Origin of the sequence: Sporosarcina sp. NPDC096371, assembly GCF_044762865.1 — a bacterium.
Classification (GTDB): Bacteria; Bacillota; Bacilli; order Bacillales_A; family Planococcaceae; genus Sporosarcina.
Map to the genome: position 1 here is coordinate 19,397 of NZ_JBIWFE010000011.1, position 25,411 is coordinate 44,807.

The 25,411-nt window shown below is 41.6% G+C and carries 22 protein-coding genes and 1 pseudogene; 3 read left to right on the forward strand and 20 right to left on the reverse strand.

The genetic code is table 11. The features are described from left to right. Positions 1–11: 11 nt before the first annotated feature. The 3 genes from ACIQ0H_RS20125 to ACIQ0H_RS20135 all read right to left on the reverse strand — a co-directional run bounded on the left by ACIQ0H_RS20125 (position 12) and on the right by ACIQ0H_RS20135 (position 3,265). Entirely contained in the window at positions 12–641 is a 630-nt protein-coding gene (locus ACIQ0H_RS20125; protein ID WP_403418847.1) for an NEAT domain-containing protein, read from the reverse strand. A 336-nt stretch (positions 642–977) separates the two neighbouring features. Next, positions 978–1,967, reverse strand: coding sequence for an ornithine cyclodeaminase family protein (locus tag ACIQ0H_RS20130; RefSeq protein ID WP_403418849.1), 990 nt, complete (start codon positions 1,965–1,967; stop codon positions 978–980). Between the two features lie 2 nt (positions 1,968–1,969). Further along, positions 1,970–3,265, reverse strand: coding sequence for an MFS transporter (locus ACIQ0H_RS20135; protein ID WP_403418851.1), 1,296 nt, complete (start codon positions 3,263–3,265; stop codon positions 1,970–1,972). A 113-nt stretch (positions 3,266–3,378) separates the two neighbouring features. On the opposite strand from ACIQ0H_RS20135, the gene ACIQ0H_RS20140 reads away from it, so the two are divergent. Further along, entirely contained in the window at positions 3,379–3,939 is a 561-nt protein-coding gene (locus tag ACIQ0H_RS20140; RefSeq protein ID WP_403418853.1) for a helix-turn-helix domain-containing protein, read from the forward strand. 775 nt (positions 3,940–4,714) lie between these two features. Here the strand turns inward: ACIQ0H_RS20140 and ACIQ0H_RS20145 are convergent. The 5 genes from ACIQ0H_RS20145 to ACIQ0H_RS20165 form a co-directional block, all read right to left on the reverse strand. Beyond that, positions 4,715–5,494: a Cof-type HAD-IIB family hydrolase gene (locus ACIQ0H_RS20145; protein WP_403418855.1), complete on the reverse strand. Its 780-nt coding sequence runs from the start codon at positions 5,492–5,494 to the stop codon at positions 4,715–4,717. A 147-nt stretch (positions 5,495–5,641) separates the two neighbouring features. Beyond that, the gene (gene ptsP, locus ACIQ0H_RS20150; protein WP_403418857.1) at positions 5,642–7,357 is read right to left on the reverse strand and encodes a phosphoenolpyruvate--protein phosphotransferase; all 1,716 of its coding nucleotides are present in this window, start codon (positions 7,355–7,357) and stop codon (positions 5,642–5,644) included. Next, positions 7,357–7,623, reverse strand: coding sequence for a phosphocarrier protein HPr (locus tag ACIQ0H_RS20155; protein ID WP_403418859.1), 267 nt, complete (start codon positions 7,621–7,623; stop codon positions 7,357–7,359). The genes ptsP and ACIQ0H_RS20155 overlap by 1 nt, the downstream gene beginning before the upstream one ends. Before the next feature lie 82 nt (positions 7,624–7,705). After that, a complete protein-coding gene (locus tag ACIQ0H_RS20160) occupies positions 7,706–9,316 on the reverse strand; it encodes a BglG family transcription antiterminator (RefSeq protein ID WP_403418861.1) in 1,611 nt (536 codons plus the stop codon). A gap of 132 nt (positions 9,317–9,448) precedes the next feature. Continuing rightward, positions 9,449–10,174 carry a hypothetical protein gene (locus ACIQ0H_RS20165; RefSeq protein WP_403418863.1) on the reverse strand — a complete coding sequence of 242 codons (726 nt, stop codon included), beginning with the start codon at positions 10,172–10,174 and terminating at the stop codon, positions 9,449–9,451. 403 nt (positions 10,175–10,577) lie between these two features. Here ACIQ0H_RS20165 and sda point away from each other — a divergent pair, with 403 nt between their 5' ends. After that, on the forward strand, positions 10,578–10,718 hold the full coding sequence (gene sda, locus ACIQ0H_RS20170) for a sporulation histidine kinase inhibitor Sda (RefSeq protein WP_403418865.1): 141 nt from the start codon (positions 10,578–10,580) through the stop codon (positions 10,716–10,718). A gap of 60 nt (positions 10,719–10,778) precedes the next feature. Here the strand turns inward: sda and ACIQ0H_RS20175 are convergent, their stop codons facing one another. The 11 genes from ACIQ0H_RS20175 to ACIQ0H_RS20225 form a co-directional block, all read right to left on the reverse strand. Continuing rightward, the gene (locus ACIQ0H_RS20175) at positions 10,779–12,164 is read right to left on the reverse strand and encodes a S41 family peptidase (RefSeq protein WP_403418867.1); all 1,386 of its coding nucleotides are present in this window, start codon (positions 12,162–12,164) and stop codon (positions 10,779–10,781) included. 232 nt (positions 12,165–12,396) lie between these two features. Then, complete coding sequence (locus ACIQ0H_RS20180) at positions 12,397–13,281, reverse strand: ROK family protein (protein ID WP_403418869.1); 885 nt, start codon at positions 13,279–13,281, stop codon at positions 12,397–12,399. 115 nt (positions 13,282–13,396) lie between these two features. Then, positions 13,397–14,044, reverse strand: a complete 648-nt coding sequence (locus ACIQ0H_RS20185; RefSeq protein WP_403418871.1) for a YesL family protein — start codon at positions 14,042–14,044, stop codon at positions 13,397–13,399. A 66-nt stretch (positions 14,045–14,110) separates the two neighbouring features. After that, positions 14,111–15,727, reverse strand: coding sequence for an extracellular solute-binding protein (locus ACIQ0H_RS20190; RefSeq protein WP_403418873.1), 1,617 nt, complete (start codon positions 15,725–15,727; stop codon positions 14,111–14,113). Positions 15,728–15,743: 16 nt separating this feature from the next. Then, complete coding sequence (locus ACIQ0H_RS20195; RefSeq protein WP_403418875.1) at positions 15,744–16,622, reverse strand: carbohydrate ABC transporter permease; 879 nt, start codon at positions 16,620–16,622, stop codon at positions 15,744–15,746. Positions 16,623–16,634: 12 nt separating this feature from the next. Continuing rightward, the gene (locus ACIQ0H_RS20200; RefSeq protein ID WP_403418959.1) at positions 16,635–17,516 is read right to left on the reverse strand and encodes an ABC transporter permease; all 882 of its coding nucleotides are present in this window, start codon (positions 17,514–17,516) and stop codon (positions 16,635–16,637) included. 133 nt (positions 17,517–17,649) lie between these two features. Continuing rightward, a complete protein-coding gene (locus tag ACIQ0H_RS20205; RefSeq protein ID WP_403418877.1) occupies positions 17,650–18,801 on the reverse strand; it encodes a Gfo/Idh/MocA family protein in 1,152 nt (383 codons plus the stop codon). 167 nt (positions 18,802–18,968) lie between these two features. Beyond that, complete coding sequence (locus ACIQ0H_RS20210; RefSeq protein WP_403418879.1) at positions 18,969–19,991, reverse strand: LacI family DNA-binding transcriptional regulator; 1,023 nt, start codon at positions 19,989–19,991, stop codon at positions 18,969–18,971. Positions 19,992–20,954: 963 nt separating this feature from the next. After that, on the reverse strand, positions 20,955–22,283 hold the full coding sequence (locus tag ACIQ0H_RS20215; protein WP_403418961.1) for an MATE family efflux transporter: 1,329 nt from the start codon (positions 22,281–22,283) through the stop codon (positions 20,955–20,957). 119 nt (positions 22,284–22,402) lie between these two features. Then, positions 22,403–22,957 (reverse strand): TetR/AcrR family transcriptional regulator, encoded by a 555-nt coding sequence (locus ACIQ0H_RS20220; protein WP_403418881.1) that lies wholly within the window; start codon positions 22,955–22,957, stop codon positions 22,403–22,405. A 470-nt stretch (positions 22,958–23,427) separates the two neighbouring features. Continuing rightward, the gene (locus ACIQ0H_RS20225) at positions 23,428–24,261 is read right to left on the reverse strand and encodes a YitT family protein (RefSeq protein WP_403418883.1); all 834 of its coding nucleotides are present in this window, start codon (positions 24,259–24,261) and stop codon (positions 23,428–23,430) included. A 184-nt stretch (positions 24,262–24,445) separates the two neighbouring features. On the opposite strand from ACIQ0H_RS20225, the pseudogene ACIQ0H_RS20230 reads away from it, so the two are divergent. Further along, a pseudogene (locus ACIQ0H_RS20230) lies at positions 24,446–24,852 on the forward strand (YitT family protein); the annotation flags it as partial. A 53-nt stretch (positions 24,853–24,905) separates the two neighbouring features. Here ACIQ0H_RS20230 and ACIQ0H_RS20235 read toward each other — a convergent pair. Next, positions 24,906–25,175, reverse strand: a complete 270-nt coding sequence (locus tag ACIQ0H_RS20235; protein WP_403418885.1) for an excalibur calcium-binding domain-containing protein — start codon at positions 25,173–25,175, stop codon at positions 24,906–24,908. Positions 25,176–25,411 lie beyond the last annotated feature (236 nt).

A 25,411-nucleotide genomic window follows, 5' to 3' on the forward strand; every position in this document is an offset into this window, starting at 1 on the left:
TTGAGAATACGTTATTTTTTGGATGAATACATCTTACGAACAATAATAACAATAGCTGCTACAATCACAGCAATTAAAACATAAATAAGTGCTTTGTTACTCGTTGAATCTTCTTGCTCAGCAGGGTTTGCTGTCGACTTCTCATCAGTGGATTGCACGACAACCGCAGGCGCGTCTGTCTCTTGCATCGACTCCGTATCAAAGTCTAATCGAACAGAATACTTATGGTCATACGCCGGTTCCATCTCTTCAATCACGACATGCATTTGCATAATGACTGGCTCTGAAATATCCCCATCCACTTTAAATGCAATGACACGCTGATTATTTTCTAGATCTTCGCTGATCACTTCTACGTCATCAAACGAATCCCCATTTGATGCCTGTAGCGATTTCACCCATTCACTCCGGTTCACAGTGAATTGTACATAATGCCCGCCATCGTCAATCGTCAGCTTCGCTGGCTTTTCAAAATAATCATTCGCGATCGACACAGAATCATTGTCGGCCTGTAGCATCTCATACTCTACGAGATATGTACCATCCGCTAGAGTACTAGCGCTAACTTGCGGTAGTTGCGCAACAGCTATGACGTAAAAGAGTGTAGCAACGAAAAACGATAGGGTTAACAACTTTTTCACAAACGATACCTTCTCCTTTCCCAATAAAAGACCTTGATTCCAATATTAACTATATATTGAGAATGATTATCACTTCTTACTCTTCTATAATAACTGATAGAATACTATTGTCAAACTAGTAGATAAACCTTTCACAAACTGTTCACATTAACACGAATGAATCGTGACAGCAAGACGTCATTGCTATCAAAAGAATAACATTATCTATTCCAACAGAAAAATACACCATTCCATAATTGAAATGGTGTATTCCATGGGTAGCATCAATAATGACAGGGCTAAACTTGAACCATTAGCGAGTTTGGACTCTCACTAATTTCCTTCTGGCGAATCAAGTTAAATCTCAACTTGAATCCCGATCCCTAGATCTTTCGCTTTGCGGTACACACCTTTAGCGACTGCTAAATCGAAGTATGCGGCACCCACTGATTTGAAGAATGTGATTTCATTGTCATCCGTACGTGCTTCTACTTCTCCAACAATGACATCCATCAATTCGCCATGGATGTCATCGAATGACCAGTCCGGCTCACTAGCGGCGTGGATTAATTCTCCAGCCTCCTCTGTTACCCCTTCCAGATCGTCGACAACAATTTTACTTGCACGTTTGATAAATTCAACATCTACTTCTCGCATATGTGGTAAATACGATCCTACGCCATTCACATGCGTTCCAGGCAGCACATCGCTACCATTGAAAACGGGTTCAGTCGATCGCGTGCTACAACAAATAATATCTGCACGGCGCACCGCTACTGAAACATCTCTCACAACATCAATGCGAACTTCTTCGTTCACCCCAAATGCCCGGAGCTTTTCACCGAACTGTACGGCTTTTTCTTCAGTTGGATTGACGAGAAGTATTTCTTTAATATCACGAACTGCAAGAACACCAAGCACTTGTTCAAAGGCCATTCCGCCCGTCCCGATAACCGTCAATACAGTTGATTCCAACCGCGATAATTTCGCTGTTGCCAAACCACTTAAGGCACCCGTGCGCAATCTCGTTAAATACGATGCATTCATTAATGCAAGATGTTCACCATTCTGTGCGTCTGTGACAAGGATAACCCCTTGCGTTGTTGGTTTTCCAACGGCAGGATTGTCCGGAAAAATTGTAACCGTTTTCACAGTTGCTACTTCTTCAACTAGATCTGCACTAGGCATGTACAAAGATGATGCATGATGTTCCGGGAATTCCACAACCGTACGTGGCGGATTTTCAATCTTCCCTTCTACCTTGGAGCGCAACACTTTTTCAACGTCTTCCAATGCTTCAGTCATTCCATAGATTAATTGAATTTCTTTTTCATTCAATAAAAGCATGCTTACCCCACCTTTTTAAGTTCTTCATCTAACGCCTGACCTTTTCGATCTTTTACGGCCCAAATGGCTACTAATGACACGAGTGCAGTAAAGACAATATACAGAGCGACAGGGATATATGAGTTGTCGAATCGTAATAACAACGCAGTTGCAATCAATGGTGCAGTTCCCCCAGCTAAGGCAGCACCAATTTGATACCCGAGTGAAATTCCTGTATAGCGGACTTCAGCAGAGAATATCTCCGAGAACATTGTACCTAGCACTGCAGTAATCGGTGCCCAAATAATACCAAGGCCAATCACTGTCGCAATCACAAGAAGTACAACAGAACCTTGCTTAACCAACCAGAAATACGGGAATGCATAAAGAGCCATAGCGACTGTTCCGTAAACATACAGCGACTTTCTTCCAACACGGTCTGATAACGCACCCATCATTGGGATTAAAATCGCTGTCACAACTGTACCTACCATCACAGCATTCAGTGTTGCCGTTTTTGAAAACCCAAGATTTGTTGTTGCGTAAGATACAACAAATGTACTGAAGATATAAAATGGAGCTGTTTCAACAACTTTAGCACCAATCGCAATGAGTACTTCACGCCAATGCGTTTTCAGTGTTGTCACAAGCGGTATTTTAGGAATATCCCCTTTGGATTGTACTTCTTTAAACGATGGTGTTTCATCAATTCCCTTACGAATCCATAACCCAAATAGGACAAGTAAAGCACTCAAAATAAACGGCACACGCCATCCCCAAGTCATGAATGAATCTTCTGGAAGTAGTGTCATAATCGATAGTGCAATCGTTCCGAGTAGCATTCCAATTGGAATCCCCATTTGTGGCACACTACCATAAAATCCACGTTTTTCAGGAGGAGCATATTCAACAGCGAGCAGTAATGCTCCGCCCCATTCTCCACCAATTCCTATTCCTTGAATCAAGCGTAATGTAATCAAGAGAATAGGTGCCCAAATACCAATGGCTTGATATGTAGGTAAGAGTCCCATTCCAAATGTCGCAATCCCCATCAGGCTTAGTGTCAAAACTAATGTTTTCTTTCTTCCGATTCGGTCGCCAATATGACTGAAAACGATTCCACCGAACGGGCGGATGAAAAACGCCAGCGCAAACGATGCATACGCGAGCATCAATCCAATTGACGGGTCCTCTGTAACAAAAAATAATTGGTTAAAAGCAAGTGCTGCTACGGTCCCATATAAAAAGTAATCGAACCACTCTATGGAACTCCCAACGAGGCTCGCGATGAGTACGCGATTCATCTTTTTCTTATCCATTCGAAACTCCCCTTTGTTTGCGAATCAAATTGAAGTAGTACTTCAATTTGTATTATTCCAATCATATTGATAGTATAATATTCTGTCAACACATTTTTTTGAGGGGCGATGTAATGCAATTGAATAATTTGGGGATTAAAATAAAAGAAATACGAAAAAAACGACAAATGACACTGAAATGTCTTGCTGATCAGACAGCGTTCTCCATCAGTTTCCTATCTCAATTAGAACGTGGAAAATCGTCCGCTACACTTGAATCGCTCAAAAAAATCTCCATTGCGCTTGATGTAAATCCAAGCTATTTTTTCACCGATCCTGACGAAGAAAAACAAGCCGTCAATCGCAATATTTCAGTTTCAGAACGTATGAATGATCATAATATTTACTACAAAGACTTAAGCGGCGCCATGAGCCAACCTGCCTTCTCACCACTGCTCGTCGTATTAAAACCTGGTCAAAACGACGGTGATCTGATCACCCATGATGGGCAGGAATTCTTGTATGTGCTTGAAGGTCAATTAACTGTTCAAATCGGAGAAACCATCCATTTACTGGACGCATTCGACTCCATCATGTTTGACTCCAAAACTCTACATTATTGGTATAACTATACCGATCGTGATGTAAGATTTTTGTGTATATCATATGATGAGAAACCATTGTCTACTTTATAAAAAATAGAAGGCTGCCCAAAAACCCGGTCGAAACGGATGTTTAGGCAGCCTTCTATTTTGTCTATTTTCAAGGAATTAAATCAGTATGCTAACACTTGTATCAACCAACCAACAAATAACTTAATCAAACACCAGACGCTTCATGTATAGTTGCTTGCGGATTGCTTTGGATTGAATGACTTCTATACGATTACCGGGATATCTGGATGTGTAGGTACACGAAGTGCTGAAGCTTTTGGGGACGAAAGAATAGCTAGCTTCTTACCTGGAGAGAAGCCGCCAAAGATACAATTTTGGCGGCTGAAACTTTCTCTATAATTTTTTCTTCTTTCATATTAGAGAAGTGTCACCTTCTATAAGGCATCACATGAGGAGGAATTGAAGTGCATTCCTCCTTTGATTAGAAGCATAATCTTTGCTAAAAATAAGAAAGAGACGCATTGTACAACGTGCTGTAGTGCCCGAAATTGCATCTTCAGGCATTTACAATCCCTGTGAAAAGCCATCTATTCTTTTCTTCTAAAGCAACTGTATTTTTCACTTGAACGTTGTAGGGACGAGACAGGTGATTATTTACAAAAGGATAACCGAAAAAAGTGTGGCTAGAAATGACGGAGTCATTTCTAGCCACACCGCCCCTCGGTAAATCTGTTGTGATTAATTCGCCGAAAGCGGACCGAAAATGGTCCAGTGAAAGTAGAGTTTTTCAGCCCTTCTCACCAGTATTTTAAGCAAGAAAGTGGTTAATCAACAGACGTGGTATGCTCAACAATTATTACAACAACCCTACCATTTCCAATCCATGGGCAAGGCCATCCTCACTGACATCCTTCGTCACATATCTCGCTGCTTTTTTTACTGCGTCAGGCGCATTTCCCATTGCAACGCCATGCCCAACGTATTGCAGCATTTCGATATCATTTAGACCATCACCAAACGCATAAACCTGTTCTTTCGTAAAATCGGTTTTTTCTATGAACACCGCAATGCCATTCGCTTTGGAACCACCAAGAGGCAGGACGTCTACCGCATATTCATGCCAGCGAATAAAGTGTAGATTCGGGAACTTTTCACGATAGAGGGCTTCCTCATGCACTTTGCAATACAGCAAGGCTTGATAGATTTCTGTGTCATTATAATAATTGGCGTTCATTTCGATTGGCCCTATATTCGCCTGGAGAGTAGCAAGGGATTCTGCTATTTCGGAATGAAAGTCAATCGTAGATTTCATTAACTCCTCTCCCATAAATACAAGCGGATGCTCGTGGGGCATAGCAATATTCGCTAAATCTATCAGGAAATCTTTTTCGATTGGATTCCTGTAAATGACTTCATTGTCCTTTACAACGTACTGGCCATTGAAACAAATATAGGAGTCAATGCCCAACTCTTCCCTGATCTCTTGAATGAAGTACGGTGCGCGTCCTGTCGCAATGACCACTTCATGCCCTGCTTCTTTCAACGATTGTACAGCTTCTTTAGCTGATGCTGGCAACTTCTTATCATGATCCAACAGAGTACCATCTATATCAAACATTACTAATTTCCTCGTCATCTTCTCATCTCCACAATAGAATTTTTTCGATCAAATGCACGGTTACATGTATCACAAATCCAATAAAAGAAAGCATGAAGGCAATCTCCTAGAATCTTTGACCCGATTCTAGGATACTGCTTTTCCATGCTCACTTTTTATGATAGGTTACAAACCGCAACGAGCATTGACAGCTTGCGCTACTTCATCGGCAGTTGCCATCTGAAGCGCTTCATTTGCTAGCTCGACCATATCACTTTTCTTCAATTGTCGGATTTGACTGCGTGCTGGTAGAATCGAAGTGGCACTCATCGAGAACTCGTCCAGCCCTAGACCGATTAATAACGGTACAGCCACGTCATCTCCTGCCATTTCTCCACACATCCCAGCCCATTTACCTTCCTTATGCGCTGCGTCTATGACCATCTTCACTAAACGTAGAATAGCAGGGTTATAAGGTTGGTACAGGTACGCAACACGCTCATTCATACGGTCCGCCGCCATCGTGTACTGGATTAAATCGTTTGTGCCAATACTGAAGAAATCTACTTCTTTAGCAAATACGTCAGCTAGAACGGCAGTCGAAGGAATTTCCACCATAATACCGACTTCAATACGCTCTGCAATCGGCGTACCACTTGCAAGAAGCGCTTGTTTTTCTTCCTCCAAAATGGCTTTCGCCTGGCGGAATTCGTCAAGTGTTGCAATCATCGGGAACATAATTTTTAAATTACCGAATACACTTGCCCGTAATAATGCCCTTAATTGCGTGCGGAAAATATCTTGCTCCGTTAAACATAACCGAACGGCACGCAGACCCAAAAATGGATTCATCTCTTCAGGTAGCTGTAAATAAGGCAGCTCTTTGTCCCCACCAATATCCAGCGTACGCACAACAACCGGCTTGCCCGCCATTCCCTGAAGTACTTTTTGATAAGCTTCAAATTGCTCTTCTTCCGTTGGCAATTTGTCTTTGCCCATATATAAAAACTCAGTCCGGTAGAGTCCAACGCCTTCTCCACCATTCGCCGCAACGCCCTCCAAATCTTCTGGAGTACCAATGTTGGCAGCCAACTCCACAGCATGTCCATCTGCCGTGACTGTTTTTTCATTGACTAATTTAGCCCATTCTACTTTTTGTTGCTCAAACTTTTGCTGCTCACTTTCATATGTAGAAATCACTTCGGCACTAGGATTAATATGTATCTCTCCATTTAGTCCATCCACAATAATGAGATCTCCATCTTGAATCCGTTGGGTCGATTCTTTGGTTCCGACAACAGCCGGAATTTCCAAAGAACGAGCCATGATTGCAGAATGTGAGGTTCTTCCACCAATATTTGTAGTAAAGCCTTTGACAAATTGGCGATTTAACTGCGCTGTATCTGATGGCGTTAAATCCTCCGCAACAACAATGACTTCTTCAGAAATCAGGCTCGGATTGACAATTTTAACACCTAACAAATGCGACAACACTCGTTTGGTAACATCGCGAATGTCCGCCGCACGTTCTTGCATATATTCATTATCCATTTGCTCAAACATCGTGATAAATAGATCCGTCGTTTCTTTAAGCGCATGTTCGGCATTGACCAAATTCGTTTTAATGTTTTCTTCAATCGGTCCGATTAACTCCGGATCCGTTAAGACGAGGACATGCGCATTAAAGATTGCCGCCTCGTCTTGACCTAATTCTTTTTCAGCGATATCGCGAATCGACTCTAATTCACTTTTTGAAACGGCAAGTGCTGATTGGAAGCGCGCAACTTCTTCAGCACCATCTGTAATACTTTTTTGACTAAAAGATAAATCAGGCTCAACTAAACAGTATGCTTTTGCAATTGCAATTCCGCTCGATGCAGCGATTCCTTTTAGTAGGCTCATTATTCTGCAAGTCCTTCAGTTTTCAACGTGCTTGCCAATTCATTGATAGCTTCTTGAGCATCCGCGCCATTTGCATTCAATTTGAATGTTTCGCCATGACCAATTCCTAAAGACATAACGCCTAAAATCGATTTTAAGTTAACATTTTTCCCACTGTAATCTAAATTGACATCAGATACGAATTTGTTTGCTACACTCACTAACATCGCTGCTGGACGTGCATGAATACCCGCTTTATCAGTTACCGTAAATTGTTGTTCTACCATTTTCATCAAACTCCCTTATCTTATAATTAATTTCTCTATATTCACAATACTTTTTTAACTCTAAAAAAACAAACGTTATCACTTATCTTTTAGTCACCTTATTGATATAACCGTGCAATTCGCTTCTCAATTGTTGTTCATCGGTAATGACCGCATGTTTTTTCATGATACGAATCATCTCATCCGTATCGATTTCGGAAGGAATATAGCCGTGTAAATCAAATAAGACCCGTTTCCGTAGCCAATGTCTTTCCTCCTCTTCAAGGAACGACTTCGCTAGAAATAACTTTTTATCTGTTTCTAAAAAAAACGGTGAAAAAACAACATCCACATCTAGATCAGTATCATGGAATTCCCTCACCGATACCACATCAAGAAAAACAAATTCCGGGAACAATTCACGTAATTCATTGAACATAACCCGTGAAACCGACACATCTGTTGGACAAACCACGATGGCTTTGACCTTTTCTTGGAAGCTGTCTCCTTGTTTCCTTAACCAGCCACCTATTAACATCGTTAAATAGGCCATTTCACTGTCCGGGATATCACTGTCGATGAGCTCAGCAAGCGGCTTAGCCGATTGACTGACAAGATGATACAGCTCCTTGTATTCATTTTTCACAAGTGCATACCCGAGGTCATTGATTTCCGTCAGTTGATATTTAATGCGATAATAGGCCGGTTTTAGATGAAGGAGCATTTTATTCACTAATTGTTGGCGATCTTGCAAGTGGACAGCCGCACTTGTTTCAAACAGCCGCAACATGTCATCTAACGCCTGCGTTAAATTCGGAATGGGCTCTTCTGGCTGCACTTCAGCCCAATAGACATTTGTCGTGAGCAATCGCAAAGTGATGAACAAACGCTCCTGTACCGGAATATCTTCCACATCAAATAGCAGTTCTTCCGTTGCTTGATACTCTTTCGTATCCGATAATTCCTCATATCGAATGGAAAACGATGTTTCCATGCGATTCTCTTTCACCCTGCGTAAAACCAGTGACAGAGAGTAGGGCAATTTTTCAATTTCTGCATCTTCAAACTTCAAATTCAGTTTTCGTTCAATTTTTTCAAGCCGAACGGTTATCTCCGCCAACTCTGCTTCCGTTATATGCGCTAATTCTCGTAGGCGTTTCTGTCCATTGGGTATCTCGAGCATTTTATAAATCGTGTTGATCAACAGTCTTCGGATTGAAAACTCTTCACCTTCCAGCAAATAGCCCGCTACTCGTGAATAACGAATCACCAGGCCATATTCCTCGACCCATTTTCGTGCTTCTTTTAAATCACTTAACACGGTATTTTTACTGACATCTAATGCGCTTGTGAAATGGAAAAGGGACAGTTCCTCTTGCTTACTAAGCAGCATCAAAATAATCATTTGAACACGTTGTGATTCAGAGATAATATTCATTTCTGATGAAGGAACGGTTTTCCCATTGCCATAGTTGACAAAAAGAGAGCGGTCAATGATAAATTGCCCTTGCCGTGTTCGTTCAATCATCGAGAGGCCTTTTACTTGAAGCCATTCATTGATTTTATCGAAACTATACCCTAGCTGCCTTCGGGTTAAACCGTATTTATTTTCCAACCCTTTACTTGTGATGCTAGGATTCCTCATTAGTTCATCAAAAATCAACCGACTCCGATGATCGAGCTGCATCCTTACCCTCACCTCAATGATTATCATAACACAATTAATCCAATCATTGTACAAACTTGCATCACACTTTTCCGAGAATCCATTGTACAATACTACGCTCTAGATAATTAGCATTCAACGCCACAAGATCCTCCTGGGATGCAAGAGGATCTTGTGCGTTTATTTCAACATGATGTTTCCCATGACTGCGTCTCCAAAGATGGCTAAGCAAATGAAGCTGACAATGCCGACAACGACGACGTAGACCACTAAGCTATAGTATGGATCGATGATCGTTTTCTCTTGTGTCACCAGCTTTGTGAGTATGTATAGCGGTACGATGAAAAATGCCAATAGAAGTGCGGTTATGAGTAGTACGTTTCCGAAGGTAAATATTTTTAATAGAAGAAAGGCAAAGGCAATCAATACGAGGAATGCGGATGGGATAAGATGCGCTGCGTACATGCTAATAAGTTTTTTGATGGATTGTTCAGGTCCAAGAAACTTGGTGGTCAAATAGAGCGAACCAAGGACGATCGCCACACTACTGACGACATAGGCTGCTACGTTGCCAATCACGGAGAACGAATGCGTTTCAACCTCTTTCAGGATGGTGAACATCGATAATCCAACGAGAATCGCCAAAATACCAATGGTAACCACGCCGTTGATAAAGTCTTTTTCTTCCCGTTTAAACGCGTCCGCGGGATGCTTCAATAAATAATTCCAGTACAGATTGAGTTGCTTTTTCATCTTTTTCGTATAGTCATTCGGTTGTGACCGCGAACGAACCCCCACCATTTCTACCGGTTGCACCGTCCCATCTACAACTCCACCTAAAGCGTTCCCACAACCCGCACAAAACTTTCCTTCCCTTTGGTTATGTCCACAATGTATGCAATACAAAGTGTTCCTCCCTTCATTTTATCAACCAATTTATTGAAAAATGGATTGGTTTAGCTAGCGTTAAAGGCTTAATTTAATAGACTGTATATTGCACCTATTCCGTTAAATTAAAGGGCTGCAAGGCTTCTGCTAAAGCATTTCAAAAGAATCGTTCGACAAAATTCTCGCTTCACCACAGCTGTGGATAAGCTTACAAACATTGTACCCACCACTCTCCTTATATTTGTAGCCATTATAAACAACTTAACCACAAGTTATCCACTAGTAACTGTGGATAAAGGAACGGTTGTTCTAAAGGAATCTTTTTGGTAGATTAAGAGCATAGCAATATTACTTATCAGTATATGGGCACACATTTCATTTTATGACAGCATATATTACAAAATTGGAGGTGACATCTCGGATGAGCAAACTACCTGATGAATTACTTATTAAAACCTACGTAAAGGCGAAATCTTCAAATTTAAACCCGCACTTTATTAATTTGTTAGAAGCTGAAATTCGCAGACGTTCTTTATTGTCCCACATCCAGTGCTCTTCATGATGCATAATGTATATTTTGCAAAATGAAGCAGGCCCTCAACAAGTAGAGAACCTGCTTCCCTTATTTCACCGTTACATCTACATAAATTCCCTGTCTCATCAACTGGTGATTCGTCCCTCTCCAACGCGGATGAACAATTAGTACATAGTGTTCCCCTGACACTAATGCTTGCTGAGGTACCACCGTTACGCTTTGATCGTCTTTCACTTCGATCGCCACTTCGTTCTCTTTGCCACCTAATTGAATAAGTTGAACAGCGGATTTGTCAAAGGTGTCCCAACTCATGGTTGAATCCATTTTGACTGTAAAGGTCTTGGTGATTGGGACATGTTCCAGTTTCGGAAGTTGCCTGTAGCCCTTCAACTGACCTATCAGCTGAGCGCGATGGGATACTTCAAGCTCCGCCCCTTTCGCGGTGACGACATTCGGCTTAACACCAACTTTATCCACCGCCTGACCGCCCGGCGAATAAAATCGAGCAGTCGTCAATTTCAACACACTACCATCTTCGAACTCAAACATCGACTGCATCGTGCCTTTGCCATAGCTTGTTTGCCCATAAAGGGTAGCCAACTTCTGCTCTTTCACTGCCGCCGCAACCATTTCCGAAGCGCTCGCACTCGATGCATTAATCAACAAATGGCGAGGTCCAACAAGTTTAGTTGGTTGCGTGATGGCCTGGTAGTTCACCGGGTCACTATTCTTTTCCCTTAATTGAAAAGCACCGCCTGCGTTCGGCAAAAAGCCCATCACTTCCTGCGCGGCCGTCGTATAGCCCCCACCATTATTCCGTAAATCCACAATCCATCCCTTCGCACCTTTCAAGGAGCGAATCGCCTCATTCATTTCTTTTGCAGAATCGGTCGCAAAACTATTCAAGCCTATATACCCAATATTCCCGCCAAGCATGGTCGATTCAACACTCGCCATCGACATCAATTCCCGCGTCATTCGCATCACTAGTGACTTGGCTTGACCAGGTCGTTCAATCGTAACCTCTACCGTCGTATCGGCAGCCCCGCCAATCCAAGACGCCGCCGTCTCCATAGATTGCCCCGCCATACTCCGTTGATCTACATGCGTGATCACATCGCCTGGCTGAATACCCGCCCGCTCTGCCGGCCCTTTCGAAATGACGGATGTTACTCTTACCCCTTTCAAATCTTCTTCCAGCACAACACCGATTCCAACCACGCGTTGCTCCAGCCTGTTGATAAACCCCTGATAGTCCTTCGCACTCATATAGATGGAATGAGGATCCAGATAATCCATAATCCCATTCGCTGTAGATCTCTCTAATACCGCTTCCGGCACATCATCGATATAAAGGTCGCGGATGATTTGCCGAATATCATCCAGCGAGTCTGCCGAAGTCTCTTGCGCAAAAGGTAGTAAGACAAATAACATGGAGAATACTAATAAAATTGCTTTAACATTTCTTTTCAAAACGATAAATCCCCTCTCTTCTGCACAAACCTTTCCTATTATACTATTCCCTTTACTTCATTGAATAGTCTTGAAACATCGCAAATATATTGTTCCAGGTATCAGGAGATACAGGGAGCTATAAAGTGTCCAACCAAACTCACAAATCATCCAATGCAGACCACGGTATGTCCGACCAACCATAAAAAAACCCATATCCATTACTTCCGGATATGGGTTGAACCCCTACTTATTAATTCATAACTCTAGCAGCTGCGCCATACAACCCAGCTTCACCTTTATTCACACTAGCCTCAATACGCTGTTCTTTGCCTTGTAGCATCGGATGTTGAAGATAGCGTCCAACCTCTTTACGCACCGCCTCAACGAGTGCAGGGTGATGATTGAACACGCCGCCACCAAGGACGATGCAATGTGGATCAGACAAGATGAGAATATGATACACTTCTTTAGCCAATGACGTAACGGCTTCATTGACAATCGCTACGATTTGTTCGTTGCCAGCATAATAGTCTTCCATCATACTCTTTAATGTTAGCGTAGGATTCCCCACAACTTGTCGGCCTTTCGCCTCCAGTGCAGGACCTGAAACAAGCGATTCCAGCGTTGTATCCACTGTATCCGTCAAGCTAAATCCAATTTCGCCCGCCATTCCGGCACCACGTAAAAATGCACCTTGGTGGATTGAACAGCAAGATATGCCCGTGCTCAGTGTTACATAAGCAAACGATTCTTTGACAAATCCTCGAATCGCGTATTCTCCCCACGCCGCCATATACACATCATTGTCGATGACAATTTGCGATGCAGGAAACACGTTAGCCAGTCTTTCCACTAACGGGAACTCCCGCCACGGTAAGTTATTCTGAAAGATAGCAATTCCATTTCCTACATCTACAATTCCGGGTATCCCCACTGAAACCCCACTTATCTCACTCAGATTAACGTCAGCCTCTTCACAAAGCCTCTGAAAGGAATGAATTAGGGATTGAAACAGTTTTTCACCATCTGTCTTTTCACTCGGTATTTCGGTAGCTTTCATCACAGTTCCATCTGATTGAAACAGCGCTGTTGCAAGTTTCGTTCCCCCTACATCAGCCGCAAGTATGTATCCCATTACACTCACCCTCCAATTATGACCATTTCATAACATCTCGATAACAATTAAACAGATGAATACCTATTACACGTAATAGATTGAAAGGTATTCATTATTCCAAATTATATACCAATTACTTACTTTCCTCCACCTGAAACGTTCCATCCGACTCCCCTTTCAGTCGGAACACCTGTGAAGACATCCACGTCAAAAACAAGATCGTTACACTGACGCCGAAAAACGGGAGAAGCCCCGGTATATATAAGAAAATTCGATACAACACATACAGTCCCATCATAGACCCAATGGCCTGAACCGGGAATGATATGCTAAGTAAAAGCGAAGCCGAAAAATAACGGGAGAAAGGTAGATCATAGTGCGCAAACACTTGGAATATATTCATCACCATGACTGCATATAGAATTGATAACATGACCATCAGCGCCACCATCGCAAAGCCAGTGGTTCCTCCCATTGTCAATACAAGTCGTAAATTGAGAATAAGAAAATACCCAATAACCATGATCACCAAACCGATTTTATTGGAATTAACGAACTCCGCTTTATACGTCTTCCAATAGTCTGCCGTTAAGGAGCGCAAATCATCTTGCCCTTGCATTCTTTTGCGCATCACCACAAATAATCCGACCGTCGCCGGTGATATCCCCAATACAACCAGACCCATCAATGTTAGTCCAATCCACATTAGTTGTAGCACCGCAAGCATCGTGACAAATTCAACAAACCAATAGAGTTTTCCTTTCCAACCGTTTGCGCCCATTCTACTAACCTCCATAAAGGGTAAAACTCATACGAAGGAAACCCTTCATATGAGTCTTAGTTCACCTTATTTTTCTTTTTGCATACGCTCGTATGCACCTTGAGCTATTTCAAGATAATCAGGTAATCCCATCTTATCAAGTGTTTTCTTGTAGCTATCCCACTCGCTGAAGTCTTTTTTGCCTGTAACGAAAGCGGCAGTCATTTCATCAACGTATGTTTGAGCGTCAGTCATAATTGCACTGACTCGATCATTTTCTTCCAATGTGTAGTTCAGACCTGGAATAATGTCTGCATCATTGATACGGAAAGGTCTTGTTTGCGCAGCATTTTCAGCCGTCGCTTCTTTTCCTTCCGCTCCTTGGAAGTATTGCTGTCTAACAATCCCTGGGTAATAACCTCCAGGCCAAGTCAAGTATTCACTAATCGCTTGGTCCATATTGAGCCCATCTGGATTGTCTGTAATTTCAGGTAGATACTTGAATTTCCCTTCTGCATCTTCTTCAAATGTGACACCCTCAAAGCCCATGAAGAACATCTTATTGCCTTCTTCACCGTAGAAGTGGTCCATCCAGCGAACCATGGCTTCCGGATTCTTCGCTTTATCCGTCAGGACGAACATCCCAAGATTCCCAAGTCCAGTGGACACTGTGTTATACGAACGTTCACCTGTAGGACCTTCAAGAACTGGTACACCTACGTAGCCGTCAAGTTTTAGCAATTCTTTCGGGTCAACTTCACTTAGCATACCAAAGTTCCCTTTAGATGCTTCAGCAGCAAATACCTGTGGCTCCGTCGTGAACACATCTTGGTTGATTAAACCATCTTTATATAGCTTGTTCAAGTACGTCAGCAATTCCTTGTATTCATCCGTAGTTGGAACAAAGCGGAATTCTTCTGTACCTTCTTTAAAGTCTAGGTTCAAGTTCATAGATCCTTGTTTGTTCAAGCCAAAAGTTCCGCGTAAATAGGCGAGGTATTCATTAATACCATAGCCGCTTCCCCAGCCCATTTCATCCGCTTTGCCATTGCCATTCGGATCTTTCTCTTTGAAAGCCTTCAATACTTCATACAATTCATCCGTTGTTTCAGGTGCTTTTAAGCCTAATTTGTTAAGCCATTCTTCATTGATCCACGGTGTACCTGCACGTAAACCTTCGAATTCTGGGTCATAAATCGCAGGGAAACCATAAATGTTACCATCTGCCATTGTCACACCTTGTTTTACAGCAGGGTACTCATCAAGAAGCGCTTTGAAGTTCGGTGCATATTTATCGATATAGTCATTTAGCGGTACAAATACGCCTTGTTCACCGTATTTAATCAAGTCTGTTTTCGGTAAAGCGGAAGCAAAGTAAAACTCAGGATAATCACCAGCTGCAAGCGCCAAGTTGCGCTTCTCAGCTAATCCTTCTATTTGTACAGTCTTCCAATTGACTTCAACGTTAGACATTTTCTCATACTCTTCCCAAAGCATAAGGTTGTTCCAGTCTTGTGAAGAAAAGAACTTTGCCGCAAATCCATCGACCTGAATCTTTTCGTCCACAATTGGCATACCTGTTGCATTTACCTTATCAGCATTCGCACCTTTTTCAGCAGGCGCCTCATCCTTCGAACAAGCCCCCAAAAGTCCTGCTGTTAACAATAAAGTTACTGCAACGCTTGAAAAATATTTTCTCTTCAAACCATTCTCCCCCTTATTATCCCTTTAATGAACCAATCATAACGCCTTTTACAAAGTACCTTTGTAAAAACGGATAGAGCATAAGCATCGGTAAGTTCGCCACAATCAGTACGGCATATTTCAACCCTTCAACACTAAGTTGTTGTGCTAAAAAGCTTTCCGATGTCCCTTGAATCATATCGTCGGTCTGACCTTGAATAAGAATTTGTCTAAGAATTAATTGAAGTGGAAACTTTTCCTGATCTTGTAAATAAATCAATGCTTGGAAATACGAATTCCAGTGACCGACTGAATAGAACAACACCATGACGGCAATAACCGGAAACGATAATGGTAATACAATACTCCACAAGATTCTAAAGTTACCAGCCCCATCGATATTGGCTGACTCTTCCAACTCCTGTGGGATTGCCTGGAAGAATGTTCTCATAATAATGATGTTCCAAACCGCAACCGCATTCGGAATAATCATGACCCAAAACGTATTGAGCATGCCAAGATCACGAATCAGTAAGTACGTCGGGACAAGTCCCCCACTGAAAAAGATGGTAAAGACGATGAATGCCATAATGACTCCGCGCCCTTTTAAATCTCTACGTGACAAGGGATAAGCTGCTAAAATCGTCATAATGACGTTCAAAATCGTGCCGAATACCGTATACTTCAATGTGTTGATAAACCCATTAATAATATCCTGATTCTTGAAGACCTTTTCATAGGCATCTAGTGTAAATTCTTTAGGCCACAACCACATCTCACCCGATATGACATATTGTGGATTACTTAAAGAAGCACTGACCACAAAAATCAATGGATAGATGACAAGTAGGGCGACAATACTAAGAAACACATAGTTAAATATAGTAAACGTACGATCTGCTTTCGTTTCTCTCACTGCACCCACCTCCTACCATAGACTTGTCTCATTTACTTTTTTCGCAATCTGATTCACCATAATCAGCATGATGAAGTTAATAATGGAGTTGAACAATCCCACCGCTGCCGAGAAGCTATATTGCGCTTCCAATATCCCGCTTCGATAGACGAATGTCGAGATAACGTCAGATGACACCATATTCAACGTATTTTGCATAAGATACACTTTTTCAAATCCAACCGCCATGACAGACCCTGCATTCAAGATGAAGAGAATGACGATAGTCGGCATAATCGCCGGAATATTAATATGAATAATTCGTTGGAAACGCGAAGCTCCATCAATCATGGCTGCTTCATGTTGAGAAGGATCGACTGCCGCTAATGCCGCAATATAGATAATCGAACTCCATCCCATCGTTTGCCAAACATCAGACATGACATACAAGCTCTTAAACCAAGCTGGCTCCGTTATAAAATCAATCGGTGTGCCACCAAAAAGTTGAATTACTTGGTTGACTAACCCGTCCGTTTTCAAGAACAGAAGCATCATCCCTACAACAACAACTGTTGACAAGAAATGTGGTGCATAGATCACTGTCTGAACGAACTTTTTATAGCGTAAACTTTTTACTTCATTCAATAGCAACGCTAGAATAATCGGAACTGGGAACGATACTAACAAAGTGAAAATACCAATTCCAATTGTATTTTTAATGAGTCGCCAGAAATAGTAACTATCAAAGAATCGCTCAAAGTGCTTAAAACCTACCCACGGGCTCCCCGTAATCCCCTTTGTTGCGATGAAATCCTTAAATGCAATTTGCAACCCGTACAATGGGAAGTAGTGGAACACTAGAAAATAGATAACGACTGGTGTTAATAATGCATAAAGCTCCCAGTTTTTTCGTATTTCTTTTTTCCAATTCGTTCTTACTTTCTTTTTAGTCGTTGGACGTTTTTCCCCACTGACTTTAGCTTTTTTAACGGATCCTATGCCTTCACTCACATTCGTCACGGTCAGCCCCCCTTTCTTACGTTGACTTTTAGTTGTGTACGAGAGTAGATTCTTGTGAAATATTCACGACTTTTCCGCCTGAACGGATTGATTCTGTCGCTGCACAGCCAACTGCTACACTCATTCTTCCAGCAAACGGTGTTGTAAGTGGTTGTTTACCATGAAGAATTAACTCAATAAAGTCTTGCGCAATTTTCGGATCTGCCCCGCCATGACTTCCTTCTTCTGGTTTCAAATCGTAAGTCACATCACTTAGCTCTTTCCAAGTGTTTGTTTTACGCGTTTTCAAGTAGATCTTGTTATTGACATCATCGTTCTCGATGCGGCCTTCCGTACCGATGAACGTATAGTTACGGTTATAGTCTGGTGTGAAATGACATTGTAGATAAGAAGCCTTAATGCCGCCTTCAAGTTCCATAATAAGCATGTTGTTGTCTTCCACATCGACTTCTTCGCGGAATGCACATTCTGTAAATGTATGTGGCACGTACTCAGGGCACGTATCCTTCAAATCACAAGTTGGGCATGTTAGATCGTTAGGCTTATCCCCGCCATAGTAGTCAAGGCTACCGAATGCCGACACTTTAGTTGCATACTTCCCTGAAATCCAATGGATCACGTCAAGGTCATGTGAACCTTTCTGTAAAAGAAGGGATGTCGTATTCTCTGATTTCGCGTGCCAGTCGTGGTAGTAGAAGTAGCCACCAAAGCCAACAAAGTGACGCACCCAAATCGTTTTCAATTCACCAATCGCACCTGAGTCAATCAGTTCTTTCATCGTCTGGTACATGCTCATATAACGCATATTGAAACCTACCATCAAATGCTTACCTGATTTCTCCCACGCTTCAAGAATTCGGTCACAGCCTTCAACCGTAATCGCAAGAGGCTTTTCAGAATAGACGTGCTTACCTGCTTCAAGTGCTGCAATCACATGCTCTTCATGCAGATAATCCGGCGACAATACAGCAACCGCATCGATATCATCACGCTTCAATAATTCTTTGTAGTCATTTGTTTGGAATAACGGTTTGTCATATTTCTCTTGGAACTTCGCAATGCGCTCATCAGAAATATCTGCAATTGCAACGACTTCCGATTCACCTTCAGGCTTATGCCAGTAGTGTGCGAGTCCACCTCGTAGACCTGCTCCGATAACGCCCATTCTTACTTTCTTCATGTCTCCACCCCATCTTGTTCATTTTTTTATATTGGGTACTTTTTCCCGATGTCCGGAAAACGTTTTCCTTATAGATTGAATGAAAGAATTCCTTCGAATCCCCTTGGGTACTTCTTTCCATAAGTAAGGAAAACGTTTTCCTTGTGCTGAAAAATCGTCCGTCACGGTTAAGTTGATTGACGAACAATTAATGTAGAAGGCAATAATGTTTTCAAATCAATGGAAGGATGATCTTCGATTTGATTCATAAGCGTTTTCGCTGCCACTACACCCATTTCATACTGCGGAATGGATATCGTCGATAACGATGGATGAACGTATTGAGCCATCTCGTTATTATCAATCCCAATAAATGCAATATCTTCTGGTATCGTCAATCCCAGCTCATGTGCCGCCCGCATTGCCGCTATTGCTAGTAAGTCACCCGCACATAATAGGGCCGTTGGACGCTTGTCGATCGGTTGGTCTAGTAATTTCATGGTAGATTGATAGCTCGTATCCAAACACCAACGCGTATTCACAATCCAACTGTCTTCACATGCCAAACCGAACTCATTCATAGCCTTTTTAAACCCTTTGTAGCGTTTTTCACTTGTCAGTTCAGCACCAATTTCGCCACCCAAGAACCCGATGCGCTGATGCCCCTTTGACACAAGGTGGTCAACAGCTTTATACGCCGCCTCTTCCCGGTCATAATCCACAGTCGAAATCGCATGATCACTGTAATTAAAGTCAACACCTACAACAGGTAGTAGCTCTTTAATCTCCAGAAGAATATTTTCATCTACTGTATCAATCAGTAATACGCCTTCCACTTCTTTTTCCCGAATCATCTGATGGAAAAGTGCCTCATCTTCCAAATCCTCATTCGTCAACAGTAACAACGTATAACCAGCACGATTCAACGTGTCACTAATCCCCGAATAGATTTTAGAGAAGTACGGATTATCTTCCGCAAGACGTGGACTGGCAAGCCAGGCAATTCTTTTCGTACGCTTCTTTTGTGGCTGCGCAGATGCAACAAGATGACGCGCATACTCATTCGGCGTATAGCCTAACTCTTTAACCGCCTGCCACACTTTTTTCTTCGTTTCTGGATTCACATTTCGGCTAACATCATTTTTAATAACACGGGAAACTGTCGTCACCGACACTCCTATATGCTCTGCAATATCTTTTAATCTCACCATTTACCTTACCTCTTTCTCCTGCAACCATTTCCAAACAATCTTATTGTACTACAATCGCATGCTCGTTCGACATTTTTTACGCTGGTGGGTTGTAGGTACAGGTTAAGAGTAAAAAATAAAATCAACCACTTTCATCTATTCAGAACATTGTTATTACAAGTAATATATAGTTTAGTACCTAAACTGTCAATACAATTTTTAAAATTGTCTATTAATCACATCATGACCTGGGTCATAAAAAGCCCCATACTAAGCGACATAAACCGACAAAAAAAGGCAGCGGATTCTCAATGAGAACCTGCCGCCTTTCATACTACTTCACCATTTTAGCATGTCTGTTGATTAACCATTTTCGGTCCGCTTTCGGCGAATTTATCACAACAGATTTACCGAGGGGCGGTGTGGCTACAATGTTCAAGTGAAAAATGTAGCTGCTTTAGAAGAAAAGAATAAATGATTTTTCACAGAGATTATAAGTGCCCGAAGATGCAATTTCGGGCACTTTTGCACATTGTAGAATGTGTTTCTTAATTACTTTTTAGATAAGAGTATGGATCTAATCAAAAGAAGAATGCACTACAATTCCTCATCCTTTGATGCCTTATAGAAAGTGACGCTTCATTAATAAAACAAGAAAAAATCCATAGAGAAAGCAACAGCCGCCAAAATTGGATCTTTGGCGGCTTCTCTCCCGGTAAGAAGAATGCGATTCTTTCGTCCAAAAAAGCTTCAGCACTACGTGTATCAGCGCTTTTGGAGAGTGACGGATGAAGGAACACCATATGATTACCAGAAAGAATGTGTAGGGATGCGACAAAGTCGCATCCCTACACATCCAGACATATCGGTAATCCTATAGAAGTCATTCAATCCAAAGCGAACAGAAAGCAACTATACAGGTAGCACCCCATGTGTGAGGAAGTTGTTCACTGGTTTATTTAGCAAATCAATAGACGTGTCATTTTAGCTATTCCACTTTCTGTGATAAAAGAATATCGTTATTAACACAATGAGCTCCGATACTGGTATCGCAAGCCACACACCCGTCAATCCAAATAAGCGCGGCATAATTGCTAGTAAGATGAGCAAAATAACAATTTCCCTTGACGCTGTAATCCATGTCGCCATCCGAATTTGCCCGATGGACTGATAGTACGTCATCATGACGAAATTCGTACCCATAAAGAGGTAAGCAATGAAAAATAGCTTAATACCAGGAATCGCAAGGGCCATTACTTCCTCTGGGAAATCCCCGAACAGGCTAACAATTGGACCAGACGCGAAGAGCCCAATCAGCAGGAATAAGACACCTGCCCCAAAAGCTGTTCCAATCGCCATGCGTACCGTCTTTTTCATTCTTACTTCATCTTTGGCACCCTTATAATAACTGATCAGCGGTTGAATCGCTGAACCCATTCCTAAAAATAACAGCAGCATCACACTGTGGACATAATTTAAAATCGTGAATGCGGACACACCCGCAGTTCCCGCCATATATTCAAATGTAACATTATGCGAAACGGTAAAGACTGAGATCCCCACCTCCGCAAGAAAACTTGGAAATCCAATGATAATAATCAGCAAGAAAAGCTTGCGATTGAACGTGAAGCGGACAAAACGTAAGTTGCTTTTCTTACGGAAAAAATGGGTACTCAATATAACAAGCCCGACAAATGCACCGATAATCGTCGCCGCAGCAGCACCCGTTACCCCTAAATCAAGCACAAACAAGAAAATATAGTTCAAACCGATATTCACGATAGCCGAAGTGACCAATGCAATCATCGATAAATTGGGTCCTCCGTCATTTCTAACTAAGATACTCAATGTATTTTCAACCGTAAAAACGAATCCAAACAGAAGCAAAACGTTCATATATTCAGTAACGTATGGAAACGTGTCCGCATTTGCACCTAGTAAATAAGCAATATCCGTCCTGAAATAAAAGGCGGCAAGGCCAATCAGTGTTGTGAAGACAAATATCGCAATGATGGCATGCGAAAAGATGACGCGCGCTTCATCTGGTTTTTTAGCGCCCATGGCTGCCGAATAACGGGTCGCCGCACCAATCCCAATCCATAGTGACATCGCCACAAACAAGGTGTAAACAGGTCCTGCAATACCAACTCCAGCTAGGGCAGTAGGTCCTAACCGATTACCAACCATAATCCCATCGGCCACGATATTGATAGCCATCAGCAGCATTCCGACCATTGAAGGTATCAAATACCGCACAAATGATTTCCCTACCGTATCCGTATCTAAACGATTTAAAGTTTGTTCTTTTTGCATATCCATTTCAAATCCTCATCTTTTTATCGTTTTCAGAAAACATAAAAACGATTTTAGTTTTTATAGTTTTCATTCGTCAAAAAAATAGACTGGCAGCTAAAGTGCCAGTATGCCCATCTTTACTCTGTTTCTACCATCCCGGTCAACAAAACATCCACAATCGATTCGAATGCTTCCTGGACAGAAATACTATGTTCTAAGAAAAACTGACGATCGAGCGTTGCATTCGAAGCATCGATGATGACTTTCATGAGGACATCGATGTTGTAGTGTTTAATAACCCCGGTCCGCATTCCCTCTTCAAGAAGTCCCTTGAGTTCATCCCACTGATGCAACGAGCGATTCACACGCTCCCACTGCGCCGGATACGAGCGTTTCAATTGCTCTAAAATCCGTAGATCATAAAACTCATTATATTTCGGTAAGACAATGATTGCCTTACGAATCTTTTCCAACAATGTCAGTTCAGGATTATCCAAGATACGGCGGGTCTGCTCATCGAACTCAGCAAGCGTCACATCAATAATCGAATCCAAGATTTCGACCTTTGATGAAAAATGCTCGTACAATGTGCGCTTACTAATCCCCAGTCGCCTTGCCAAGTCATCCATCGTAAATTTAATACCATTACTTCGCGTCTCTTCGATAAACGCATTACTGATTCTCGTTTTCAACCACTGTCCCCCTTAAAACTAAAAATACGTTTATAGTTTTCTTAGTTCTATCCTACACAAAAAAAGAATGATTGTCTAGTCTAGCGACAATCATCCACTTTACTTTGCAGCATATGCGTATCGAAGTATACAGGGCGCCATGTTAGATGAATTAAAGAAAGAAAACCGAAATGGCCGGTATCAAAAAACGCAAAGAAAGGGCGTTGGTCAAATTAAGAAATTTATTCATCCTAGATCAGTTCCAGCTGTTTACATGAAAGCAGACAAAAGGTAATTAGTAAAGAATAACAAGTCTATAGAAAAGCGACTGTCATTCATTTATGAAAAAAGAGTAAAAAAAAGAAGCAAGGTTACACTTGCTTGACGATTATGATTTTTAGATTGCATTTAAAAGCCTTTTAGAGCCGTTTTTATGTACAGTTAGACTACAAACGGCTTTAAAAGGCTTACAATTAGTTCATATTGAACTGTTAATGAATATCACGTTTTTGGAAGTTACCACCCTTAACCTCAGTTACATCGTAAACCGTGATAAACGAATTAGGGTCAATTTCTTGAATGATGTCCTTCATTTTTCGTTCTTCCAGACGGTTGATAACACACGTGATTTCATAGAAGGAATCTTTTGAGTAAGCACCTTGTACCTTATTAAGTGTGGCACCACGTCCTAAACGGTCACGTATCGTTTCTACCATTGTCTCTGGCTCACTTGTAATGATTTTAAAGGTTTTAGAGCCACTTAAACCTTCTTCAACAATATGGATTACTTTAGATGCGATAAAATAAGCAATAGCAGATAATACAGCGCCCTGCAATCCAAAAACTGTTGATACAACTATAAATACGAATATGTTAAGGAATAGAATTAAATCACTTGTACCAAAAGGTAACTTTCGAGATAGTAGTACAGCAAGCATATCAATACCATCTAATGCCCCACCATTTCGCAAAGATAACCCCATACCAAGTCCTAAAATAATTCCCCCAACAACTGTGACTAACAATGTATCTCCATCTATAATCGTTGGTACATGGTGCATAACAACAGTACCTACTGCTAGAGATGCAATACCAGTGACGGATAGGATAGCAAAACTTTTTCCGATTTGTTTATAACCCAAATAAACGAATGGAATATTTAACACAGCTATAAGAACTCCTAACGGTAATCCAAATGTTTTTGACCCAACAATACTCAAACCAGTGATACCACCATCAGACACACTGTTAGGGATTAATACGGACTCTAGACCGTAAGCCGCTATAAGCCCTCCTATAATATTCATTATAACTTTTAAGCCCATTCCCAAGACTCTTTTTTTCTTTTCAATAATGAATTACCTCCTTTTTTTCACTTAATTAGTTTAGCATAAAATAAAACCACAAAAGTAGAAAAAGTATTGCCCTGCGCATAATGGGCAAAACTATTACCACACAATAAACAAAAGGTTTTATCGCATTATGCCCTTTTTTAATACATATATAATCGGCATCGGGAACGCCATCCGCAATGGCGGGGCTTTGGATGGAACAGAGATCCTTGGTATTTTATTGACAAGAAAAATCCCCTTCTCTGTTGGGGAATTCGTGATGTTCTTCAATATTTTTATTTTCGGATGGCAGGTTTTGTACTCGGCTGGGAGCATGCGATGTACTCTTTCCTGCCCTATAATATCACCTCCAAAACCATTGACGCCGTCATTTAAGGCTTGGATGAAACCAAAGCCGTCATCATCATTTCAGATGAATATGACGAACTTGGAAGTGCCATCAACAAGCGACTCGGCAGAAATAGTACCAATTTAAAAGCGAGCGGTGACTATAGCGGTAATGACAAAGATGTCATTGCCGCCCAAGAAGCACTTGGCAGCCAATTTAAATCACCGATTCATTAAAAAATCAGCCTCTCTTCTATATAAAGAAGAGAGGCTGATTTTTTGTTGTGTGCTTATCGCTCGCATGCGATGAGGTCCTTATCACGGTCACTCTTTTTATTAGCGTCATAGATGGTTTGAGACACAAAAGTCTTGTACTTTGTTTTACCACCTACATTTTTCACAGTAGAAGAGCGCGCTACACCACCTGGATAGACTTTGTTCAACTCTGTACAATTAGCGAAGGTCTGAACTTTTGGGCTAGCCGCTTCGACCTTGGGTGAATGGATAGAGAAGCTAATTGCAATCATCAACGACAAGACAATCGTAAATATACGTTTCATGGTTGTTTCCTCCTTTCCTGATATTTACATACTTCAGGTCTAGCATAGCCCTTATCGTCAATTTCTGAAAGGCTTTCTTGTGAATCATTGGAAAGTTTGTCGGGGTTGTTGGACATTCCGTTTTTCGTTGGACTCTTTCGCGGAATGGTTGGCCACCCCAACTCATCAATGCCTTCCTGCACATAAATACTTTAGCCAATACTCTTCATCCATCAATGAATTCTTTAAAAATCCCC